The sequence below is a fragment of the Sporichthyaceae bacterium genome, assembly GCA_036493475.1.
Lineage (GTDB): Bacteria > Actinomycetota > Actinomycetes > Sporichthyales > Sporichthyaceae > DASQPJ01.
Window position 1 is genome coordinate 1 of sequence record DASXPS010000016.1, and the last position, 17,724, is coordinate 17,724.

Annotated in this window: 20 protein-coding genes; 9 read left to right on the forward strand and 11 right to left on the reverse strand. The window is 68.4% G+C overall.

Going from position 1 to position 17,724, the window contains the following annotated elements:
* The 5 genes from VGJ14_01615 to VGJ14_01635 all read right to left on the reverse strand — a co-directional run.
* On the reverse strand, positions 1-830 hold an 830-nt coding region (locus tag VGJ14_01615; protein ID HEY2831095.1), incomplete at its 3' end, for a methylmalonyl-CoA mutase family protein.
* Positions 831-843: 13 nt separating this feature from the next.
* Entirely contained in the window at positions 844-1,776 is a 933-nt protein-coding gene (meaB, locus tag VGJ14_01620; protein HEY2831096.1) for a methylmalonyl Co-A mutase-associated GTPase MeaB, read from the reverse strand.
* On the reverse strand, positions 1,773-3,182 hold the full coding sequence (locus VGJ14_01625) for an AMP-binding protein (GenBank protein HEY2831097.1): 1,410 nt from the start codon (positions 3,180-3,182) through the stop codon (positions 1,773-1,775). The genes meaB and VGJ14_01625 overlap by 4 nt, the downstream gene beginning before the upstream one ends.
* A gap of 14 nt (positions 3,183-3,196) precedes the next feature.
* Complete coding sequence (locus tag VGJ14_01630; protein ID HEY2831098.1) at positions 3,197-3,619, reverse strand: cobalamin B12-binding domain-containing protein; 423 nt, start codon at positions 3,617-3,619, stop codon at positions 3,197-3,199.
* A 68-nt stretch (positions 3,620-3,687) separates the two neighbouring features.
* Positions 3,688-4,179 (reverse strand): CinA family protein, encoded by a 492-nt coding sequence (locus VGJ14_01635; GenBank protein ID HEY2831099.1) that lies wholly within the window; start codon positions 4,177-4,179, stop codon positions 3,688-3,690.
* A gap of 130 nt (positions 4,180-4,309) precedes the next feature.
* Between VGJ14_01635 and VGJ14_01640 the strand changes: the two genes are divergently transcribed.
* Complete coding sequence (locus tag VGJ14_01640; protein ID HEY2831100.1) at positions 4,310-5,779, forward strand: putative glycoside hydrolase; 1,470 nt, start codon at positions 4,310-4,312, stop codon at positions 5,777-5,779.
* Between the two features lie 66 nt (positions 5,780-5,845).
* On the forward strand, positions 5,846-6,310 hold the full coding sequence (locus tag VGJ14_01645) for an SRPBCC family protein (protein HEY2831101.1): 465 nt from the start codon (positions 5,846-5,848) through the stop codon (positions 6,308-6,310).
* A 3-nt stretch (positions 6,311-6,313) separates the two neighbouring features.
* Here the strand turns inward: VGJ14_01645 and VGJ14_01650 are convergent, their stop codons facing one another.
* Entirely contained in the window at positions 6,314-7,042 is a 729-nt protein-coding gene (locus VGJ14_01650) for an enoyl-CoA hydratase (GenBank protein ID HEY2831102.1), read from the reverse strand.
* Positions 7,043-7,103: 61 nt separating this feature from the next.
* Between VGJ14_01650 and VGJ14_01655 the strand changes: the two genes are divergently transcribed.
* Complete coding sequence (locus tag VGJ14_01655) at positions 7,104-8,042, forward strand: phosphotransferase (protein HEY2831103.1); 939 nt, start codon at positions 7,104-7,106, stop codon at positions 8,040-8,042.
* Here VGJ14_01655 and VGJ14_01660 read toward each other — a convergent pair.
* The gene (locus VGJ14_01660; protein HEY2831104.1) at positions 7,926-9,020 is read right to left on the reverse strand and encodes a hypothetical protein; all 1,095 of its coding nucleotides are present in this window, start codon (positions 9,018-9,020) and stop codon (positions 7,926-7,928) included. The genes VGJ14_01655 and VGJ14_01660 overlap by 117 nt on opposite strands.
* 96 nt (positions 9,021-9,116) lie before the next feature.
* Here VGJ14_01660 and VGJ14_01665 point away from each other — a divergent pair, with 96 nt between their 5' ends.
* Both VGJ14_01665 and VGJ14_01670 read left to right on the forward strand, forming a co-directional pair.
* On the forward strand, positions 9,117-9,707 hold the full coding sequence (locus VGJ14_01665; protein HEY2831105.1) for a TetR/AcrR family transcriptional regulator: 591 nt from the start codon (positions 9,117-9,119) through the stop codon (positions 9,705-9,707).
* 75 nt (positions 9,708-9,782) lie between these two features.
* Positions 9,783-10,298: a hypothetical protein gene (locus VGJ14_01670; GenBank protein HEY2831106.1), complete on the forward strand. Its 516-nt coding sequence runs from the start codon at positions 9,783-9,785 to the stop codon at positions 10,296-10,298.
* Between the two features lie 7 nt (positions 10,299-10,305).
* Here VGJ14_01670 and VGJ14_01675 read toward each other — a convergent pair whose 3' ends face one another.
* Both VGJ14_01675 and VGJ14_01680 read right to left on the reverse strand, forming a co-directional pair.
* Positions 10,306-10,437 carry a hypothetical protein gene (locus VGJ14_01675; protein HEY2831107.1) on the reverse strand — a complete coding sequence of 44 codons (132 nt, stop codon included), beginning with the start codon at positions 10,435-10,437 and terminating at the stop codon, positions 10,306-10,308.
* Positions 10,434-11,840: an OFA family MFS transporter gene (locus VGJ14_01680; protein HEY2831108.1), complete on the reverse strand. Its 1,407-nt coding sequence runs from the start codon at positions 11,838-11,840 to the stop codon at positions 10,434-10,436. Before VGJ14_01680 ends, VGJ14_01675 begins: the two co-directional genes overlap by 4 nt.
* Before the next feature lie 142 nt (positions 11,841-11,982).
* Between VGJ14_01680 and VGJ14_01685 the strand changes: the two genes are divergently transcribed.
* From VGJ14_01685 to VGJ14_01700, 4 genes are read left to right on the forward strand one after another with little or no spacing between them, the layout of a single operon-like run.
* Entirely contained in the window at positions 11,983-13,158 is a 1,176-nt protein-coding gene (locus VGJ14_01685; protein ID HEY2831109.1) for a histidine kinase, read from the forward strand.
* Positions 13,155-13,934, forward strand: a complete 780-nt coding sequence (locus VGJ14_01690; GenBank protein HEY2831110.1) for a LytTR family DNA-binding domain-containing protein — start codon at positions 13,155-13,157, stop codon at positions 13,932-13,934. The genes VGJ14_01685 and VGJ14_01690 overlap by 4 nt, the downstream gene beginning before the upstream one ends.
* On the forward strand, positions 13,931-14,311 hold the full coding sequence (locus VGJ14_01695; protein ID HEY2831111.1) for a hypothetical protein: 381 nt from the start codon (positions 13,931-13,933) through the stop codon (positions 14,309-14,311). Before VGJ14_01690 ends, VGJ14_01695 begins: the two co-directional genes overlap by 4 nt.
* On the forward strand, positions 14,308-16,035 hold the full coding sequence (locus VGJ14_01700; protein HEY2831112.1) for a cation acetate symporter: 1,728 nt from the start codon (positions 14,308-14,310) through the stop codon (positions 16,033-16,035). Before VGJ14_01695 ends, VGJ14_01700 begins: the two co-directional genes overlap by 4 nt.
* Before the next feature lies 1 nt (position 16,036).
* On the opposite strand, the gene VGJ14_01705 is transcribed toward VGJ14_01700, so the two are convergent.
* Positions 16,037-16,405 (reverse strand): helix-turn-helix domain-containing protein, encoded by a 369-nt coding sequence (locus VGJ14_01705; protein ID HEY2831113.1) that lies wholly within the window; start codon positions 16,403-16,405, stop codon positions 16,037-16,039.
* 115 nt (positions 16,406-16,520) lie between these two features.
* Positions 16,521-17,168, reverse strand: a complete 648-nt coding sequence (locus tag VGJ14_01710) for an acetate uptake transporter (protein HEY2831114.1) — start codon at positions 17,166-17,168, stop codon at positions 16,521-16,523.
* Positions 17,169-17,724: the final 556 nt, after the last annotated feature.

Here is a 17,724-nt window from a genome sequence, read left to right on the forward strand (position 1 = left end):
ACGACGTCCTCCAGGTACGCGCGGGTGATCGCCATCGTGAAGGCGATCTCCTGCAGCGCGTTCGCCCCGGCCTCGCTGATGTGGTAGCCGCTGATGTTGACCGGGTTGTAGCGGGCCATGTGCTCGGCGCAGTAGACGATCGTGTCGCGGACGATGCGCATGCTGGGGCGGACCGGGAAGATCCACTCCTTCTGCGCCACGTATTCCTTGAGGATGTCGTTCTGGATCGTCCCGGAGAGCTTGTTCAGGTCCAGTCCTCGATCTTCGGCTACCGCGACGTACATCGCGAGCAGGATCCAGGCCGAGGGGTTGATCGTCATCGAGACACTGATCTGCTCGAGGTCGATGCCGTCGAACAACGCCGCCATGTCCGCCACCGTGTCGATGGCGACTCCCTCGCGACCGACCTCGCCCTGGCTCATCGGGTCGTCGCTGTCCAGGCCCATCAGCGTGGGCATGTCGAAGTCGACCGACAAACCGGTCTGGCCCTGCGCGATCAGGTAGCGGAAGCGCTGGTTTGTCTCCTCCGCCTGCCCGAAGCCCGCGATCTGACGCATCGTCCAGACCCGGCCCCGATACATCGTCGGATACGGCCCGCGGGTGTACGGGTAGCGGCCCGGCAGCCCGATCTCCGACCAGTCGGCGGGGAGATCGGCGGGGGTGTAGACGCGCTTCACCGGCATGCCACTGCCGGTGCGGTATTCCGGTCTGGACTCGGGGGCTCGCCGGGTGAACTCGGCGAGCTCGGCGGCCTCCCAGTCCGCCAGCTCCTGCTGGACGAGCCGGACCAGGGCATCGTCGGTCAACCGGCCGTGGGTTTCGAAGGTCATCTGTCTCCTCCTGTCAGGGCCGCAGCGACCGGACGAGTTCGCGCGCGGCCGCCGCGGGGTCGGTACGGCGGGCGACGACGGCGTCGACGGCCGCGTCGAAGTCGACATTGCCGGGACGCAAGCGGTGCAGTACGAGTTCCTCGACCAGCCAGCGGATACGGGTGGCCGCGTTGTTGCGTTCCCGCCCAACGCGCTCACCACTGCTGTCCAACCAGCGGCGGTGCTCGTCGAGGACGTCGACAAGATCGGCAACGCCGTCGCCGGTCGACGCTACGGTCTGCCGGATCGGCGTCGGCCAGCCACCATCGGCGTGCGGCGTCAGCCTGACGATCTCCCGCAACTCGGCCGCGGTTCGGTGCGCGCCGTCGCGGTCGGCCTTGTTGACCACGTGCACATCCGCGATCTCGAGCAGCCCGGCCTTACTGGCCTGTACGTCGTCACCCATGCCGGGCACGCTCACCACCACGACGGTCCCCGCGGCGGACAGCACGTCGATCTCGGCCTGCCCGACGCCCACCGTTTCCAGCACGATGACGTCCTTGCCGGCCGCGTCCAGCACGGTGATGGCGTCCAGCACCGCGCGGGACAGGCCGCCGAGCGCACCGCGGGTCGCGACGGACCGGACGAACACCCCGGGATCCCCGGACAGTTCGCTCATCCGGATCCGGTCACCGAGGATCGCGCCGCCGGTGAAGGCGCTCGACGGATCGACGGCGATCACCCCGACCGTGCGATCCCGCCGGCGGAACTCCGCGGTCAGCCGAGAAGTCAGCGTGGACTTCCCGCTGCCCGGCGGCCCGGTGATTCCGATGACCTGTGCGCCGTGGGTGCGGTTGTGCAGTTCGGCGAGCAGCTCGTTCACGCCGTCGCTGCGCCGTTCGATCCGGGTCAGCGCGCGCGCGACGGCCGACACATCACCGGCGATCACCCGTTCGGCGAACGTCACGAAGCACCACCGGCGATCTCGCGCAGCAACTCCCGGTTGTCGATGACCCGGCGTGCCTTGAACTCGGTGCGGTCGAAGGTGTTCGCCTCGACCGGCACGACGTTCGCACCGATCCCCAGCACCGTGCGCAACCGGTCGGAGATACCCCCTGCCCATGCGGCGCGGGAGTCCGCGGCGAGGCCGGCTCGGTGCTCCACCTGGACCACGAGGGTGTCCATGGCCGTTTCCCGGGAGATCACGATGCGGTGTTCGCCGCCGTAGTCCGGGTCGGCCATCACCACGTCGTCGATCGCGCTGGGGTAGATGTTCTCCCCGCGCACCACGAACATGTCGTCGATCCGGCCATAGATCCCGCGCGGCAGGAACGGGTAGGTCCAGCCGCGTTCCATCGACGGCGCCTCCCACCGGGTGAGGTCGTTGGACACCAGTCGGATCATCGGCTGGCTGGTGCGCTCCAGGGTGGTGTACACCGGCGTGCCCTCCGCCCCGTACGGCACCCGGCTGAGCGTGACCGGGTCACAGACCTCCGCGTAGACGAGGTCCTGCCAGGCAAATACCCCCGGCCCCCCGCCGGCGCCGCCCAGGTGCATCCACGGGCTGACCTCCGCCATGCTCCCGCAGTCGTACACCTCAGCACGAAACTCGGAGGAGATCTTCTGACGGATCGACGGGACGCTCGCCCCGGGTTCACCGGAGAAAAACATCCGGGTCAACCCCAGCGTGCCCGGATCAACACCTTCCGCATGCGCGGCCTCGGCGAGGTGCAGGGCGTAGGACGGGGTGCCGTAGAAGACCGTGACGCCCATCTGCCGCATCCAGGACAGGGTGCGCACCGTCTGGCCGGTCTGGCCGGCGCCGAACGGGAACACCCGGGCGCCGAGGCGCTCGGCACCGATGTAGGTACCCCACGATCCCCAGTAGAGGCTCAGCGGAGAAGCGACCAGCACGGTGTCGTGCGGCCGGATACCCATCGCCCACATCACCCGGGCGTGCGCGTTGGCCACGCTGCGCCAGTCCCGTTCGCAGATGCCGAACGCGGTCGGACGTCCGGTGGTACCGGACGTGCCGTTGACGTGCTTGACCTCGGACTCCGGCACGCAGAGGTAGCTGCCGAACGGCTCGTGTGCCGCTTGGTCGGCCCGCAGCTCCTCCTTGCGAACCGCCGGCACCTTCTCGAAGTCGTCCAGGGTGCGGATCGACGACGGGTGGATCCCCGCCTCATCCCACTTGCGCTGATAGAAGGCGGAGTTCTGCCAGGCGTAGGTCATCACGTCGCGGATCCGCTCGACGATCCGTTCGTCGCGCCGGTCGGCCGGCATCGTCTCGCGTTCGGGAAACCAGTGCCGCTGATCGACGGCCGGGCGGTATGACTCGTCGTACCGCGGCGGCCACAGCCACTGTTCCATCGCAGTTTCTCCGCTCAGCGACGCGCAGCTTCGGCGGCGTGCTTTCGTACCGTCTGCACCACGGTTTCCGGGGTCGTGTCCTGGCCGAGCACGGCGGCAACGCCCATCGCACGCAGTTCGATCTCGTCCTCGTCCGGCATCACTCCGCCGGCCACGACAGCGAAGCGCGGCGGTTCGTCCAGCTCGCCGATCAGCTCGAAGAGCTTGGTGAAGATCGGCAGGTGAGCGCCGGACAGCATGCTCACGCCCAGCACATCGACGTCCTCCTGGATCGCAGCTTCGAGTACCTGCTGCGGCGAGCGATGCAACCCGGTGTAGATGACCTCCATGCCCGCGTCGCGCAGTGTGCGGGCCACGACCTTCACCCCGCGGTCGTGTCCGTCCAGCCCGATCTTGGCCAGCATCACCCGGATCGGGTCGTCACCCGACGTGTCCACCGCGCGCCCTCCTTCTCGCCAATGGTCCGACCATAGTGACAGCGCACCATGCCCGCAACGAAGGCTGATCAGGACAAGATCTCGAGCAGCAGCGCCAGCCCGGCGGCCGCGAACGATTGCATGTTCTGCGCGCGATCGTCGGACCCGGTCAGCAGGTGCCGAGCGCACGTTCGGCCATCCGGCGGGTGCACCGCGACCCAGTCATGTCCCGCCGGATCGCCGTACGGGTTGCCGCTGGGACCGGCCGCGCCGGTCTCCCCGATCCCCCAGTCCGCGGCGAGTTTCCCGGCCGCCGAAGCAGCCAGCCACCGGGCGAAGGGCTCACTCGCGCCGCGCACCCCGGCCGCCGGCGGCGGGCCACCGGCCAGCAGCTCCTTGGCCCCGTCCAGCGTGTAGATCACCACGCCGCCGCGAAAATATGCCGAGGCGCCGGGAACGGCGAGCAACGCCGCCGAGATCAGCCCGCCCGCCGCTGACTCGGCGACCGCAAGTGTCTCGCCGCGGGCCCGCAGCCGAGCGGCGATCGTAACGGCCGGCTCGGTCAGCGCAGGAGGAAGCATCGAGCAATGCTAGGCCCGGCAGCTGCGCTGAGCAGCCGTCAGAGCGAACCGGGACAACTCGGCCGCGGCCGACAACGATCCGGTAATGCCGCGGCATGCCGGGCACCGAACTGCGCCCGGGTGAGCCACCTTGGTTCCCACAGCCGGCGCTCAGGACGCGGGCGCTACCGGGGTGGACTGGGACATGACCGGACCGAGGATCACGACCCGCACCGGCCGAGCCGTTCTGCTCGCGGCCGCGCTCGCTCTTCCGCTGAGCGCGTGTGGCGCGGCGAAGGACGCCACCTCTTTCCCTGCGGCAACCTCCGGTCCCGCGGCCTCCTCCACGCCCGCGGCGACCTCAGCCCCGGCCGACACCGTCTCCGATCCCGGTTCGACCAGCACCTTCGGCGTGCGCGCCGCGCACATCATGTCCTACGACTGGCCCGACGCATCGAAACGCGAGCCGATCCTGGAGCTGATCAAGGAGAAGAAGCTCGACACCGTCCAGCTCGACATCAAGGACGAGGACGGCCTGGTCGGCTACGACTCAAAGGTCCCGCTGGCCGTGCAAGCCGGGACGACCGTGCACAAGAGCTACGACATCAAGGAGGCCGTGGACACCATCCACGCCCTCGGCGCGAAGGTGGTCGGCCGCATCGTCGCCTTCCGCGACCCGAAGCTGGGCAAGTGGGCGCTGAACAACGGCCACATGGACTACCTGATCCAGAACACCTCGGGTGGGGCCTACAACGCCGGTAGCTACGGCACCGCGGCGTTCACCAACTTCGCCAACCCCGACGTGATCGAGTACAACATCGCGCTGGGCGAGGAGGCGGCCAAGGCCGGCTTCGACGGGATCATGTACGACTACATCCGCAAGCCCGAAAACCAGGGCCAGGTCTACCCGGGCATCGGCTCGAAGACCCCGTCGCAGGCGATCGCGGACTTCGTCGCCAAGGCCGAACCGCGCATCCACGCGGCGGGCGCCCAGCTCGGCGCCGCGGTGTTCGGCGTCTCGGCCTTCACCCCGACGCTGATCGCGCAGGACATCTCACTGATGGCCCCGCATTTGGACTTCATCTCGCCGATGATCTACCCGTCGCACTGGGGCCCGGGCGAGTACTCGGTGTCCTCTCCGGTCCACCAGCCGTACGAGATCGTCAAGCGCTCGCTGATGGACTTCAACCGGCAGGTGCTCGGCACCGACTGTCGCGTCGTGCCGTGGATCCAGAACTTCAGCTGGCCGATCCCCTACTCCGCGGACGACGTCGCCGCACAGATCAGGGCGGCCAAGGACGTCGGCCTCAACAGCTTCTACCTGTGGAACGACTCCTCGAAGGTCGGGCTGGGTGCACCGGCTCTGGTGGCCCACGACGCCTCGGGTGACGCGCCGGGCACGCTCATGTACTCGATCAACAAGCCGGGTAATGCATCCGACGGCACCACCGACGAGGCGAAGGCCAAGGCATACATCGACGCGTATCGGGCGTGGGTCGCGGGGGGCAAGCAGGGGATCTTCAACGACCCCCTGAACCCGTCGGCCTCGGGCTCAACGTCGGCCACCACCGCGCCGACCTCGACGCCGGCCGCCGCTGCCACACCGACGTCCACCCCGTAACTCAACGACGTCGTAACTGACGTACCGTCAGGGCACCGAGTGGGCGCACGTGCGAGGCTTTGGGTCATGAGCGACCTCACGCACAGCGAATCGATCGTGATCGAGGCCTCCGCCGAGGCCGTCTACGACCTGGTCTCCGACGTCACCCGGACCGGCGAGTGGAGCCCGGTCTGCAAGGAGTGCTGGTGGGATCCGGGCGCGACGGGTGCCGTCGGCGATGCCTTCACCGGGCGCAACGTGCTCCCGGAACGGACCTGGCAAACCCACTGCACGGTGATCGCCGCCGACCGCGGCCGTAAGTTCGGCTGGGTGGTCGGTGACCAGCTGGTGCGCTGGGTCTACTCGATGCATCCCGAGGACACCGGCACCCGATTAACCGAGGCCTGGGAGTTCCTGCCCAACGGGATCAAGCTGTTCCACGATCGCTACCCCGACGACGCCGAGGCGCAGATCGCCGCTCGGACCGAGCTGGCCCATCGCGGGATTTCCGAGACCCTCGCGGCCATGAAACGGCTCGCCGAGACCGGCTGAGGGTCACTTGCCCCGGAAAACGGGCGGGCGCCGCTCGGCGCGCGCCCGACGTCCCTCGGCGAAGTCCTCACTGGCCCAGCACGCCTCGAAGGCCGCGTCGAGGTGCGCGGCGTCCAACGCGGGCTCGAAGACGTCGTTCAGCACCTGCTTGGAATAGGCCAGGGTGAGCGGCGCCAGGTCGGCCATACCGGCGGCCCACGCCAGCGCCTCCTCGGTCGAGCCCGCTCGATCCGCCAGGCCACCGGCCAGCGCGCGCTGTGCGTCCAGTTGGTCACAGGCCAGCACCAGCACCCGGGCGGTGCCGTTGCCCGCGAGCAGGGCAAGCCGTCGGATCGTCCACGGATCCACGGCCAGACCGAGCCGGGCGGTGGGCACCCCGAAGCGCGCCGTGGGCGCCACCACGCGAAAGTCCGCGGCGATGGCGAGCTGGGTACCCGCGCCGATGGCCGCCCCGTTGACCGCGGCGATGACCGGGACCGGCGCGTCCACCACGGTGTGCAGCAGGGCGTACAGCGCGCCGCGGAAATCGGCGGTGTACACCTCATCGAGGTCCGCGCCGGAACAGAAACTCGGGCCGTTCCCGGTCAGCACGATTGCCCGCGCCCCGCCGGCCAGGGCCGCATCCACCGCGACCCGCAGCTCGAGGCAGAGCTCGGTGTTCAACGCATTGTGCTTCTCCGGACGATCCAGCGTGAGCAGCACGACACTGTCCCGGTCAAACTGTTGGATCACGGCAGTTCCCTCCACACGGTGAACCGGCGACGTTACCGGCCGGACCGGGCACACTGTCGCCGTGGAGTTGCACACACCGACGGTGACCGCGGATCGATTGCGGGCGTGGTGCGCCGACCAGCTGGGCTCCGCGGTGGACATCGAGCTCATCCGGACCGGTCACTTGGCCGCGGTCATCGGGGTGCGGCTGCGCGACGAACGCGAGGTGGTGATCAAGGTCCGGCCGCACGCGGCTCGGTTGGCCCAGTGCGTGGGAGTGCAGCAGCAGGTCGCCGCGTGGGAATTCCCTTGTCCACGTCCACTGTCCGGGGTGCTCGATCTGGACGGTCACGCGGCCACGGTCGAGCAGTACGTACCGGGCGGCACGACGTATCCGGACACCGGCCGAGCGGCCGAGCCGTTCGCGGTCGCCTTCGCCCGCCTGGTCGAACTGGCGCCCAGCGCCGCGGCAGAATCGTTGCGCCCCGCGCCGGCCTGGAACCGCTGGGACCACGATGAACCCGGATTGTGGCCCGCCGCCGACGATCTGACGGTGGATCTGAATCGCCTGCCCGGCCCGGCGTGGATCGAGCGGGCCGCCGCATCGGCGCGCGCGCGACTGCAGGCCGGGGTCGGGCCGGCGATCGTCACCCATGGGGACTGGTACGCGGCGAATCTGCGCTGGGCCGGTGACCGACTTCTGGTCGCGCATGACTGGGACAGCGTCATCGCCGACACCGAGGCAGCGGCCGTCGGCTTCGCCGCTGCCGCGTATCCCGCCCTCGGCCCGGGCGGCGAGGCCACCATCGCGGAGACGGAGGACTTCCTCGACGCGTACGCCAAGGCCCGGGGGCAGGCATTGGAACGCGATGAGCAGGAGTGCGCATGGGCCGCCGGGGTGTGGCTACGCGCGTTCGACGCCAAGAAGCAATGCGTCCGTGGGCTGCCCATCGTCTCGTTGAGACGTCGCGAGGCCGACCAACGGCTGCGCCGGGCCGGCGCCCGCACCCGCCTTCGCTGAGGCCGCAGCAAACCGAATGGGCCCGCGATGACCCACCACGATGGCCGCGACCCCAAACACGCTCCAGGCGATCAGCACGGCGAGGTGAGCATTCGCACCGGCGCAGTCGAAGTACGCGGTGCTGCGCAGCAAACTGACCGCGGCACCCGGCGGTAGCCACTGGCCGAGTTGTCCCACCGGATGCGGAAGTAGCTCCGGGGCCGAGCCGACGCCGGAGAACGGGTTGCCGAGAAACACCATGAGCACCGCGGACAATCCCAGGCCGGCCGGGCCCAACAGCGCGATCAACCCGGCTGTGGCGCTGCTGATCGCGAGGATCGTCCAGGCCAGGCCGAACCAGGTGGCCGCCGGCCGGTGCGGCAGCGCGCCGAGCCAGGTTTGCGCGATGAGGTACACCCCGGTCGCGGCGACCACCGACACCGTCAGCAGCGCGAGGATCTGACGCCACGCGGTATGGAATCTGACCACCACGCCGACCCCACCGGCGATGAGGATGCTGCAGATCGTCAGCGGCAGCAGCGCCGCCATCAGCACGGTTCCGCGCGGATCCTGCCGCGACAGCGGGACGATGTCGGTCGCCGTGGTGGTCCCGCCCGCTCGGGCGGCGTAGTCAGTGGCGGCGTTGGTCAACACCTGAGCGACCGCGGGACCGGCCGCACTTGCCTCGAATACCTGCATGTTCTGTGTGCCCGGCGCGAAAGCGCCGTAGACGTCGCGCTGCTCGATCGCCCGCCGGGCCGCGGCGGCGTCGGCATACAGATGAACGTCGAAACCATCGGGCCGCGCGTTCTCCAGTCCCGCGACGAACGCCTGGCTCTGCGCGGTCGCCCCGACCACGCCGATGGGGAGGTCACGCGGCGCGACGCGCGCGGCCGGCCACGCGAACGCGAGCACCGCGGCCACCACGACCAGCGGCAGTGCGATGGACACGATCACCAGCTGCCGCCACGGCGGATGCCGGGCCAGTGGGTTGTGCATGATGCCTCCAAAAAAGAACGTTCGTTGTCTTATATAGCCAACCGTGCCGACGTACACATGTCAAGATGAACGTTCGTTTTCTAGTAGGGTGGTGGCATGCCCAAGGTCAGCCAGGAACATCGGGACGCGCGGCGTGAGCAGATTCTGGCCGGCGCCAAGCGCTGCTTCCTGCGCAACGGCTTCCAGGCCACCTCGATGCAGGACCTGTTCGCCGAGTCGCAGCTCTCCTCCGGCTCGTTCTACCGCTACTTCACCAGCAAGGAGGACGTCATCCTCGCCATCGCCGAGGAGAACCTGGGCGCGGTGACGTCATTGATCCACGAGCTGGCCACCGGTCGGCACGAGGGAGGTCTCGGTGAGGCGTTGAGCTCGGTGCTGGGGACCGTTGTCGCCCGCAATCGCGATGATCAACTGGGCGCGATGGCCGTCCTGGTGTGGTCCGAGGCGCTGCGCTCTCCCCCGCTGCGCGAGCGATTCACCGATCTGCTCGGCCGGATCCGGGAGGACCTGACCGAACTCGTGGGTCGTGAGCAGTCGGCGCACCGACTGCCGAGCGACGTGGACGCCGCGGCGCTGGCGAAGCTGTTCCTGGCCATCGTGCCGGGCGCGGTCCTGCAGTTGGCCCTGTTCGGCGAGCGGGATCTCGACGGTGTGCCCGCCGCCGCCAGGGCCGTATGGTCGACCTGATCTGCTCTGGGCGAGCGGCTCGGATCGGCCTACGCTGGGGGACGCAGAGCAACGACGCCTTCAGTCGGGGTGCTGATGAACTCGGACACGGAACTGGTCTGCGCGGCCACCGACGCAGTGCGCGATGCCGCCACCCTTGATGCGGCACTCGCGGCGTTGGTGCAGGTGCTGCGGCCACGGTTCGATCTTTGGTACGGGGCCATCTGTTCGCACCCGACCGACGCCCCACACATCACGATCATGGCCAAGTGGTCACTGGCCGACAGCGTCTTCGACGTGGGCACCGCGGTCGCGACGAACATCTCCCAGATCATCTCCGGCGTGCTGGCCGAACTGCACGCGGGTAACCCGGCACGGTTCGTGATCGGCGGCGACCCAGACTCCCTCGTCGAACACCTGCTGGCCAGTCAGGGGGTGGCCTCCATGGTCACGGTGCCGATTCACGGCGACGACGAGGGCCTGGTGCTGCTCGCGCTGGGCACCAGTACGCAGGACGCCTTCCTGGACGTCGGCCGCGGCTTCTACCTGGACCTGGCCCACGGCATCAGCGACACCGTGCTGCGCCTGATAACCACGAAAACGGACCACTAGCTCCGGGTCAGCTGGAGAACAACGCGTGGATCTTGTGCGAGAGCTGATAGATGCCGTAGCCGAACGGCACCCCGACCCAGATCCAGGTCAGCAGGATCAGCAACCGTTGGTCGATACGCGGTGTCGCTTCGCTGCTCATGCCGTCACCCCTGGTTGCGTCGGAACCTTGGCGTCCGCCGCTGCGTCCGCCCCGGCGGGCTCATGGAAGCGCGCGTTGACCGGACGGATCAGCTCGTTGCACACGAAGGCAATGATCAGCAGCCCGATCATGACCGTCCACGACGGGGTGTAGATGGATGAACCCTTGTGGCCACTGTTGATCCGGTCATCGGCGACGTGGTTGATGATCAGTGGTCCGAGCACCCCGGCCACGGACCAAGCCGTCAGTAGTCGGCCGTGGATCGCGCCGACCTGGTAGGTGCCGAACAGGTCCTTGAGGTAGGCCGGAACGGTGGAGAAACCCGCACCGTAGAAGGACAGAATCACCATGCAGGCGATGATGAACAGCGTCTTGTTGTTGTCCTTCGCCAGCAGGATGTAGAGGTACAGCAGCGCGCCGACCCCGAGATAGATCCGGTACATGTTCTTGCGGCCCAGGTAGTCCGAGCTGAACGACCACAGGATCCGTCCCATCGCATTGGACAGCGACAGGATCGCCACGAAGCCGGCGGCGGCCGCCACCAGGTTCTTGGCCGACGAGGCGTTCGGGAAGAAGTCCTGATAGATCGGCGCCGCCCGCTCCAGGACACCGATGCCCGCGGTGACGTTGAAGCACAGCACCACCCAGAGCAGCCAGAACTGCGGGGTCTTGATCGCGTTGGCCGCGGACACACTCCTCGAGCTGACCATCGGGCGCACCCGTAGAGGTGGGGCGGCCGGCGCCTGCCAGCCCGGCGCGGGCACCCGAACCAGCAGCGAACCCATGGACATGAACACCGCGTAGCAGATGGCGAGCACCAGGAAGGTCTGCGCTATCCCGTGCTTGGTGGCGTCCGGCGCGATGCCATGGAAGTGCTGCAGCAATTCGGTGCTGAGCGGGGAGGCGATCAGCGCGCCGCCGCCGAAGCCCATGATCGCGATCCCGGTGGCCAACCCGGGACGGTCCGGGAACCATTTGATCAGCGTCGACACCGGGGAGATGTAGCCGATGCCCAGACCGATGCCGCCGATGAAGCCGTACCCGATCACGACCAGCCAGTACTGGTCGATCGCCACCGCCAACGCGGTGACCGCCAGACCCGAGACGAAGAAGATGGCCGAGGTCGACATCGCCCAGCGGGGACCCCGGTCTTCCACCCACCGACCGAACAGCGCGGAGGAGACACCGAGCATCACAATCGCCAGCTGGAAGGGCAACGCGGTCAGCGTGCCCGGGTGATGGCTGTGGGTCAGCATCGTCGCCGCGAGAGGTTTTTTGAACACACTCCAGGCGTAGACCTGACCGATGGCCAGATGGATGGACAGGGCCGCGGGCGGAATCAGCCAACGACTCCAGCCAGGTGGGGCGACGATGCGCGCACGGTCCAGGAATTTGACGTCCATGGATTCTCCTGCCAGCAGGTGCGCGGACAGTATCGGATTCCTACCTTGGTCACAATGAACGCGGCCGGTACCGCTACCGCCATCCGTCGGCGGACCACCCAGCTACTCACCAGGGCTTTGCCCGGACAACTAGGGTGCGGGCGTGGGCAACATCACGGGCTTCCTGGCGGGCGTGCTCGCCGTGCTCCTGGTGGCCGCCACGGTCGTGGGCCTGCGCCGGTTCGCGGGCTGGCGCCCGGCCCTGGGTACCCGCGCGGACCTGGCCAGCTTCGAAACCCTGCACCTGGCTTCGCTGGCCTCACCGGCCCTGCGTGCCGGCCTCACCGAGGCCGGTGCCACGAAGGCCGCCAAGCACTTGCGAGCCTTGCTGGGCAGTCGGGCCGTCGCGCTTACTGACGGGGAGCGCCTGCTCGCCTGGGACGGCGACGGGCAGGACGGATGGGCCAAGTCCGCCACTGAGCATGCGCAGGCGGTGATGAGCACCGGCCGCTCCCACGTGCTGGAGACGACGGACTACACCAGCGCTATCCGCGCGGTGGTGATCACCCCACTGGTCTCCGGCGAGGCGGTCATCGGCACGTTGAGTGCCTACGTCGAGTCCAGCTCCGCCGGCCTGATTCGGGCCGTCGACGAGGTCGGGCACTGGGTGTCCGGACAGCTGGAGCTGGCCGAGCTGGACGCCAGCCGGACCAGGCTGGCCGAGGCCGAGATCCGCGCGCTGCGGGCCCAGATCTCCCCCCACTTCATCTACAACTCGCTGAACGCGATCGCCTCGTTCGTCCGGACCGACCCCAACCGGGCCCGGGAACTGCTGCTGGAGTTCGCGGATTTCACCCGCTACACCTTCCGGCGATCCGGCGATTTCACCACGCTCGCCGACGAGCTGCGGGCCATCAACGGCTACCTCCAGCTGGAGCAAGCCCGGTTCGGCGATCGGCTGCATGTCACATTGCGGGTGGCACCGGAGGTCCTTGCCGTGTCGATGCCGTTCCTGTGTTTGCAGCCGCTGGTGGAGAACGCAGTGCGGCACGGGCTGGAGAACAAGGAGGGCGAGGGCACCGTCACGATCCTGGCCGAGGACGCCGGTGCCGACTGCCTGATCAGCGTCGAGGACGACGGGCTGGGCATGGCTCCGGAACGGGTGCGCGCAGCGCTGTCCGGTGAGCCCGGCACGGACAGCGTCGGGTTGGGCAACGTCGACGAACGTTTGCGCAAGATCTTCGGCGACCCGTACGGACTCACCGTGGCCACCGCCCCCGGCGCGGGCACCAAGGTCAGCCTGCGGGTGCCGAAGTTCCAGCCCGGGGTGCACGCATGACCCAGCCGACCGGCCTGACCGTGCTGGTCGTTGACGATGAGGCCCCGGCTCTGTCCGAGCTCGTGTACCTGCTGCGCGAGGACAGCAACATCGGCGAGGTGCTCAGTGCCGAGAGTGGCGCGGAAGCGCTGCGCGTACTGCAGCAGCACGACGTCGACGGGGTGTTCCTCGACATCCACATGCCGGGACTGTCCGGGGTGGAGTTGGCCGGGATCCTCGCCCGGTTTCGCGACCCGCCGCCGGTGGTCTTCGTGACCGCCTTCGAGGACCACGCTGTGGACGCCTTCGAGCTCAACGCCGTGGATTACGTGCTCAAGCCGATCCATCCGCGCCGGCTGGCCGAGGCCATCCGCCGGCTGGTCTCGGTCACCTCGGCGGCTCCCGCAGCGCAGTTGGTCCCGGAAGTGCCGCACGTGGCGGACGAGACAACGATTCCGGTCGAACTCGCCGGAGTGACGCGCTTCATCGCGCTGCGCGACGTGCGCTACGTGGAATCCCACGGCGACTACGCCCGCCTGCACACCGAGTCGGCCACCCACCTGCTGCGGGTGCCGATGGGCACGCTCGAGGAGCGCTGGGCCCATGCCGGTTTCATTCGCATCCATCGCAGCTATCTGGTCTCACTCGCCCACATCACCGAGGTCAGACTCAGCGCAGAGCAGGGCAGCGTCATGCTGGGCACCGTGGAACTTGCGGTGAGCCGGCGGCACACCCGCGCGCTTCGCGAGCTGCTGATCCGACGTGCCCGGCCCTGGACCGGGGGGCCCGAGGAGTGACCAGAGAGGTCGACCGCTCCCGTCGGGTCGTGGTCACCGGCCCCCGCACCAGGGCGGTGCCGGGGGCAACCCAACGTGGCGTGTTGGACCTGGACGAGCAGACCACGATCGGTGAGGTGTACCTGCGTTCGCTGATCCGCACCCAACTACGACTCGCGCTGACGGTTTGCGTCGCCGTGGTGTTGGTCGGGGGCGGCCTGCCGCTGCTGTTCGCACTGTGGCCGGCGGCACGGTCGGCGCGGGTGCTCGGCCTTGAGCTGCCGTGGCTGACCCTGGGGCTGCTCGCCTACCCCGCCCTGGCCGCCGGCGGTTGGGCCTACGTACGCGCGGCCGAACACAACGAGGGCAACTTCGTGGCGCTGGTCGAGCGCAGGTGAACAGCAGTTACGGCGTAGCCGCGATCGTCATCGTGGTCGCGCTCAGCGCAACGATCGGTGCGTTCGGGCTGCGCATCTCCCGCACGACCTCGGACTTCTACGTCGCGTCACGGACGGTCACGCCGCTGTGGAATGCCTCCGCGATCAGCGGGGAGTACCTCTCTGCCGCGTCCTTCCTCGGCGTCGCCGGGCTGATCCTGGCCTACGGCGTCGACATGCTGTGGCTGCCGGTCGGCTTTACCGGTGGCTACCTGATGATGCTCGCGTTGGTCGCCGCGCCGCTGCGCCGCTCCGGGGTCTACACGCTGCCCGACTTCACCGAACTACGCCTGTCCTCGACCCGGCTGCGCGCGCTGGCCAGCCTGCTGGTGGTGCTGATCTGTTGGCTGTACCTGATGCCGCAATTCCAGGGGGCAGGACTCACCCTGCGCACCGTGACCGGGGCACCGCGCTGGGCGGGCGAACTGGTCGTCGCCGTGGTGGTCATCAGCACGGTCGCGTCCGGGGGGATGCGCTCCATCACCTTCGTGCAGGCCTTCCAGTACTGGCTCAAGATCACCGCGATTCTCATTCCCGCGGTCTTTCTGGCCATCAGCTGGCACTCCCACGGGTCGCCGGCATTGACAAGCAACGCGACGCCGCACTTCCGGCAGCACACGGTGGTCACCGCACCCGGCGACCTGGAGATCCGGGTGGCACATGCGGTGACGCCGCGGGTTTCCGGCACGGTCGACAACGTTTCCTACGTCGATGCGCCGCTCCGCCTCGGTCATGGCGAGCACAAGGTCAGCGCCGGGACCCGGCTGGAGTTCAATCAGGGCGCCGCGGTTCCGGTCAGCACCGACCTGCCGTTGACGTCCGACGCGGTCTGGGCGAAGCCGCTGTCCAGTGGCCGGGAACATTCCCTGTTCGCGACGTACTCACTGATCATCGCCACACTGCTGGGCACCATGGGTCTGCCGCACATCCTGGTGCGCTTCTACACCAACCCCGACGGGCGCGCGGCTCGCCGCACGACGCTGTCCGTCCTCATGCTGCTGGGTCTGTTCTATCTGGCACCGACACTGTTCGGCGCGCTCGGCCGCATCTACGCGCCGGATCTGCTGACGACCGGACGGGTGGACTCGGTGGTGCTGGACTTACCGCTGCGGATGATCGGAGGCACCGGCGGTCGTGTTCTCTCCGCCCTGGTCACGGCAGGCGCGTTCGCGGCATTCCTGTCCACGGCCGCGGGGTTGACCATGTCGGCCGCGGCGGTGATCTCCCAGGACCTGTTCAGGGCAGGCGGAGTGCGGACGTTTCGGCTGGCCGCCGTGCCGGCGATTGTCGTTCCGTTCTGTTTGGCGCTGGCCGCCGGCGGCCTGCCGGTCGGCAACGCCGTCAGTCTGGCCTTCGCGGTGGCCGCCTCGACGTTCTGCCCGTTGCTTGTGCTCGGCGTGTGGTGGCGCAGGTTGTCCACCGTCGGGGCAGCGGCCGGCATGATCACCGGCGGTCTGTTGGCCGGCTCGGCGGTGCTGGCCACGATTCTCGGCGGGCCCTACCGGGGCTGGACCGGCGTGCTACTCGCCCAACCGGCCGCGATCACGGTGCCCGCGGCATTCGGGGTGATGATCGGCGTCTCGTTACTGACGCCCCGTCACGTCCCGTCGAACCTCCACCGCATCATGGTCCGCCTACACGTGCCGGAGAGCTTGACCCTGGACCGGGGCGACTGGGCCCGCTGAATCAGACGACCGCGCCCACACCCGGGAACAGGATGCGCAACTGAAGCTCGGCGACCAGCCGTTCGATCGGATCGGCCAGGTTCAGCCCGGTGAGTTCGCGCATCCGTCGCAACCGGTACCGCAGTGTGTTCGGGTGCAGGGACAACGCCTTGGCTGCCCGGGGAACATCACCCTGGTGGTCGAACAACGCCCGCAACGATCGGATGTAGTCCGACCGACCGGTGGCATCCAGGGTGTGCAGGGAGGCGACCGGGCCGGTCAACAACTCGGGCCGCTCTGCCGTGATCACGCGCAGCAGGTCGAGGATGGCGTAAATCCTCTCCCCCCGAGGGGGCGCTTGCGCTACCCCGCCGCCGCGCACCATCGCCATGTATCCATCCTCGCCCTCCGCGTTCACGCTGCAGATCTGCATAGGTGACGGGCGTTGCCCGGGTCGCCTCCCAATGGAAGGCGACCCGGGCTCTGGGTCGAAAACTGACGGAAGGTCAGTCCGCGAGCGCGCCCGCGTGCGCGCCGCTCGGGGAGAGGAACTCCATGGGCTTGCCGACCGGGAGGACCGGAACGCCCTTCATCCCGTTGATGACGCCGGCCGCGGAGGTATACCAGGCCGCCGCAGCGGTGACAATGCCGAGGTATCCGCCGAGCTTGTGGAGGTTGTGGTTGCCGTTGAACTCGGACATGAACAGGCAGATCTCCGTCACTTCCAGGATGAGGAAGACGGTGAACACGGCCAGGTTCACTTGCGTGGCCCAGATCAGCATGTAGGTGTTGAAGATCGCGAAGGCCAGGAGTATCCAGCCCAGGTCGTTGGACACCTGCGTGGCGCTCTTGGCGCTCGGCGCCACCAGCTTCACGTACAGCCCCAGGCCGATCCAGAACCCACCGTAGGTGGAGAACGCGGTGGCGCCGAAGACGTTGCGGTTGCGGAACTCCCACATGCCGGCCAACAGCTGGATCAATCCGCCGTAGGCGAACGCGTATCCCAGCCAGGCGTCGGTGCCGTCCGTCCAGGTGGCGTTCTTGGCGGAGAGCAGGAACGTGGTCAACGCAAAAGCGCCAAGCCCCAGCGGGGCAGGATCAGCGACCGGGCTCGACATCACAGTGACGGGTCGGTCATCGTTCGGCACAGCCATGACACGCACTCCTCGGGGTCGGGAATGAAGTTGAGCCGTCCAGCCGGGATCACGGCGACGAAACACCAGCGGCAGCCAGCCGAAGCTCGCGCAATCACTGAGAGACGGAGCGGTGCTCGGTGCGTAAAAAACCCTATGAGCCAGCACGGAGCGTGAACAACTTCGTCGTAGCGGCCAAACGACGCCCGGCCGATCCGTGCGATGGGCGGCCGGAATTGCCCGCCGCATCACCGCTGATCGTGCGACGAACGGTCGTTGTTAAATTTGTCTCAGCTTGCCGCAGACTGCGCGGGCCCGCCTTTCAGGCACGGTGGTGGTCAGGACGACGCGAGGCTGGAACCTCAGGGCACGCTTGCCTTCCCCGCCCCGGCCTGGCCGACGCCGCGACCGCGAACGCGAGGGCGACCAGGAACGCAATGTTCTGACTCTTTGCGGCCATGCTGAGCACGATGGAGGCCCGCCCGGCGCGATGCCGGGCGGACCTCAGCGGTCGTCAGGAACTACCCGTGTTGCTCATTGGATGTCGCAAGGTCGTGCCGAACCGCAGGACTGGGCG

What these genes read in the sequence shown, in the direction of transcription:
- VGJ14_01710 (HEY2831114.1), bottom strand. Translation starts at nt 17,168, where the DNA reads ATGGCTGTGCCGAACGATGACCGACCCGTCACTGTGATGTCGAGCCCG.
- VGJ14_01675 (HEY2831107.1), bottom strand. Translation starts at nt 10,437, where the DNA reads ATGAGCAGCGAAGCGACACCGCGTATCGACCAACGGTTGCTGATCCTG.
- VGJ14_01625 (HEY2831097.1), bottom strand. Translation starts at nt 3,182, where the DNA reads ATGGAACAGTGGCTGTGGCCGCCGCGGTACGACGAGTCATACCGCCCG.
- VGJ14_01665 (HEY2831105.1), top strand. Translation starts at nt 9,117, where the DNA reads ATGCCCAAGGTCAGCCAGGAACATCGGGACGCGCGGCGTGAGCAGATT.
- VGJ14_01635 (HEY2831099.1), bottom strand. Translation starts at nt 4,179, where the DNA reads ATGCTTCCTCCTGCGCTGACCGAGCCGGCCGTTACGATCGCCGCTCGG.
- VGJ14_01705 (HEY2831113.1), bottom strand. Translation starts at nt 16,405, where the DNA reads ATGGCGATGGTGCGCGGCGGCGGGGTAGCGCAAGCGCCCCCTCGGGGG.
- VGJ14_01670 (HEY2831106.1), top strand. Translation starts at nt 9,783, where the DNA reads ATGAACTCGGACACGGAACTGGTCTGCGCGGCCACCGACGCAGTGCGC.
- VGJ14_01645 (HEY2831101.1), top strand. Translation starts at nt 5,846, where the DNA reads ATGAGCGACCTCACGCACAGCGAATCGATCGTGATCGAGGCCTCCGCC.
- VGJ14_01680 (HEY2831108.1), bottom strand. Translation starts at nt 11,840, where the DNA reads ATGGACGTCAAATTCCTGGACCGTGCGCGCATCGTCGCCCCACCTGGC.
- VGJ14_01660 (HEY2831104.1), bottom strand. Translation starts at nt 9,020, where the DNA reads ATGCACAACCCACTGGCCCGGCATCCGCCGTGGCGGCAGCTGGTGATC.
- VGJ14_01690 (HEY2831110.1), top strand. Translation starts at nt 13,155, where the DNA reads ATGACCCAGCCGACCGGCCTGACCGTGCTGGTCGTTGACGATGAGGCC.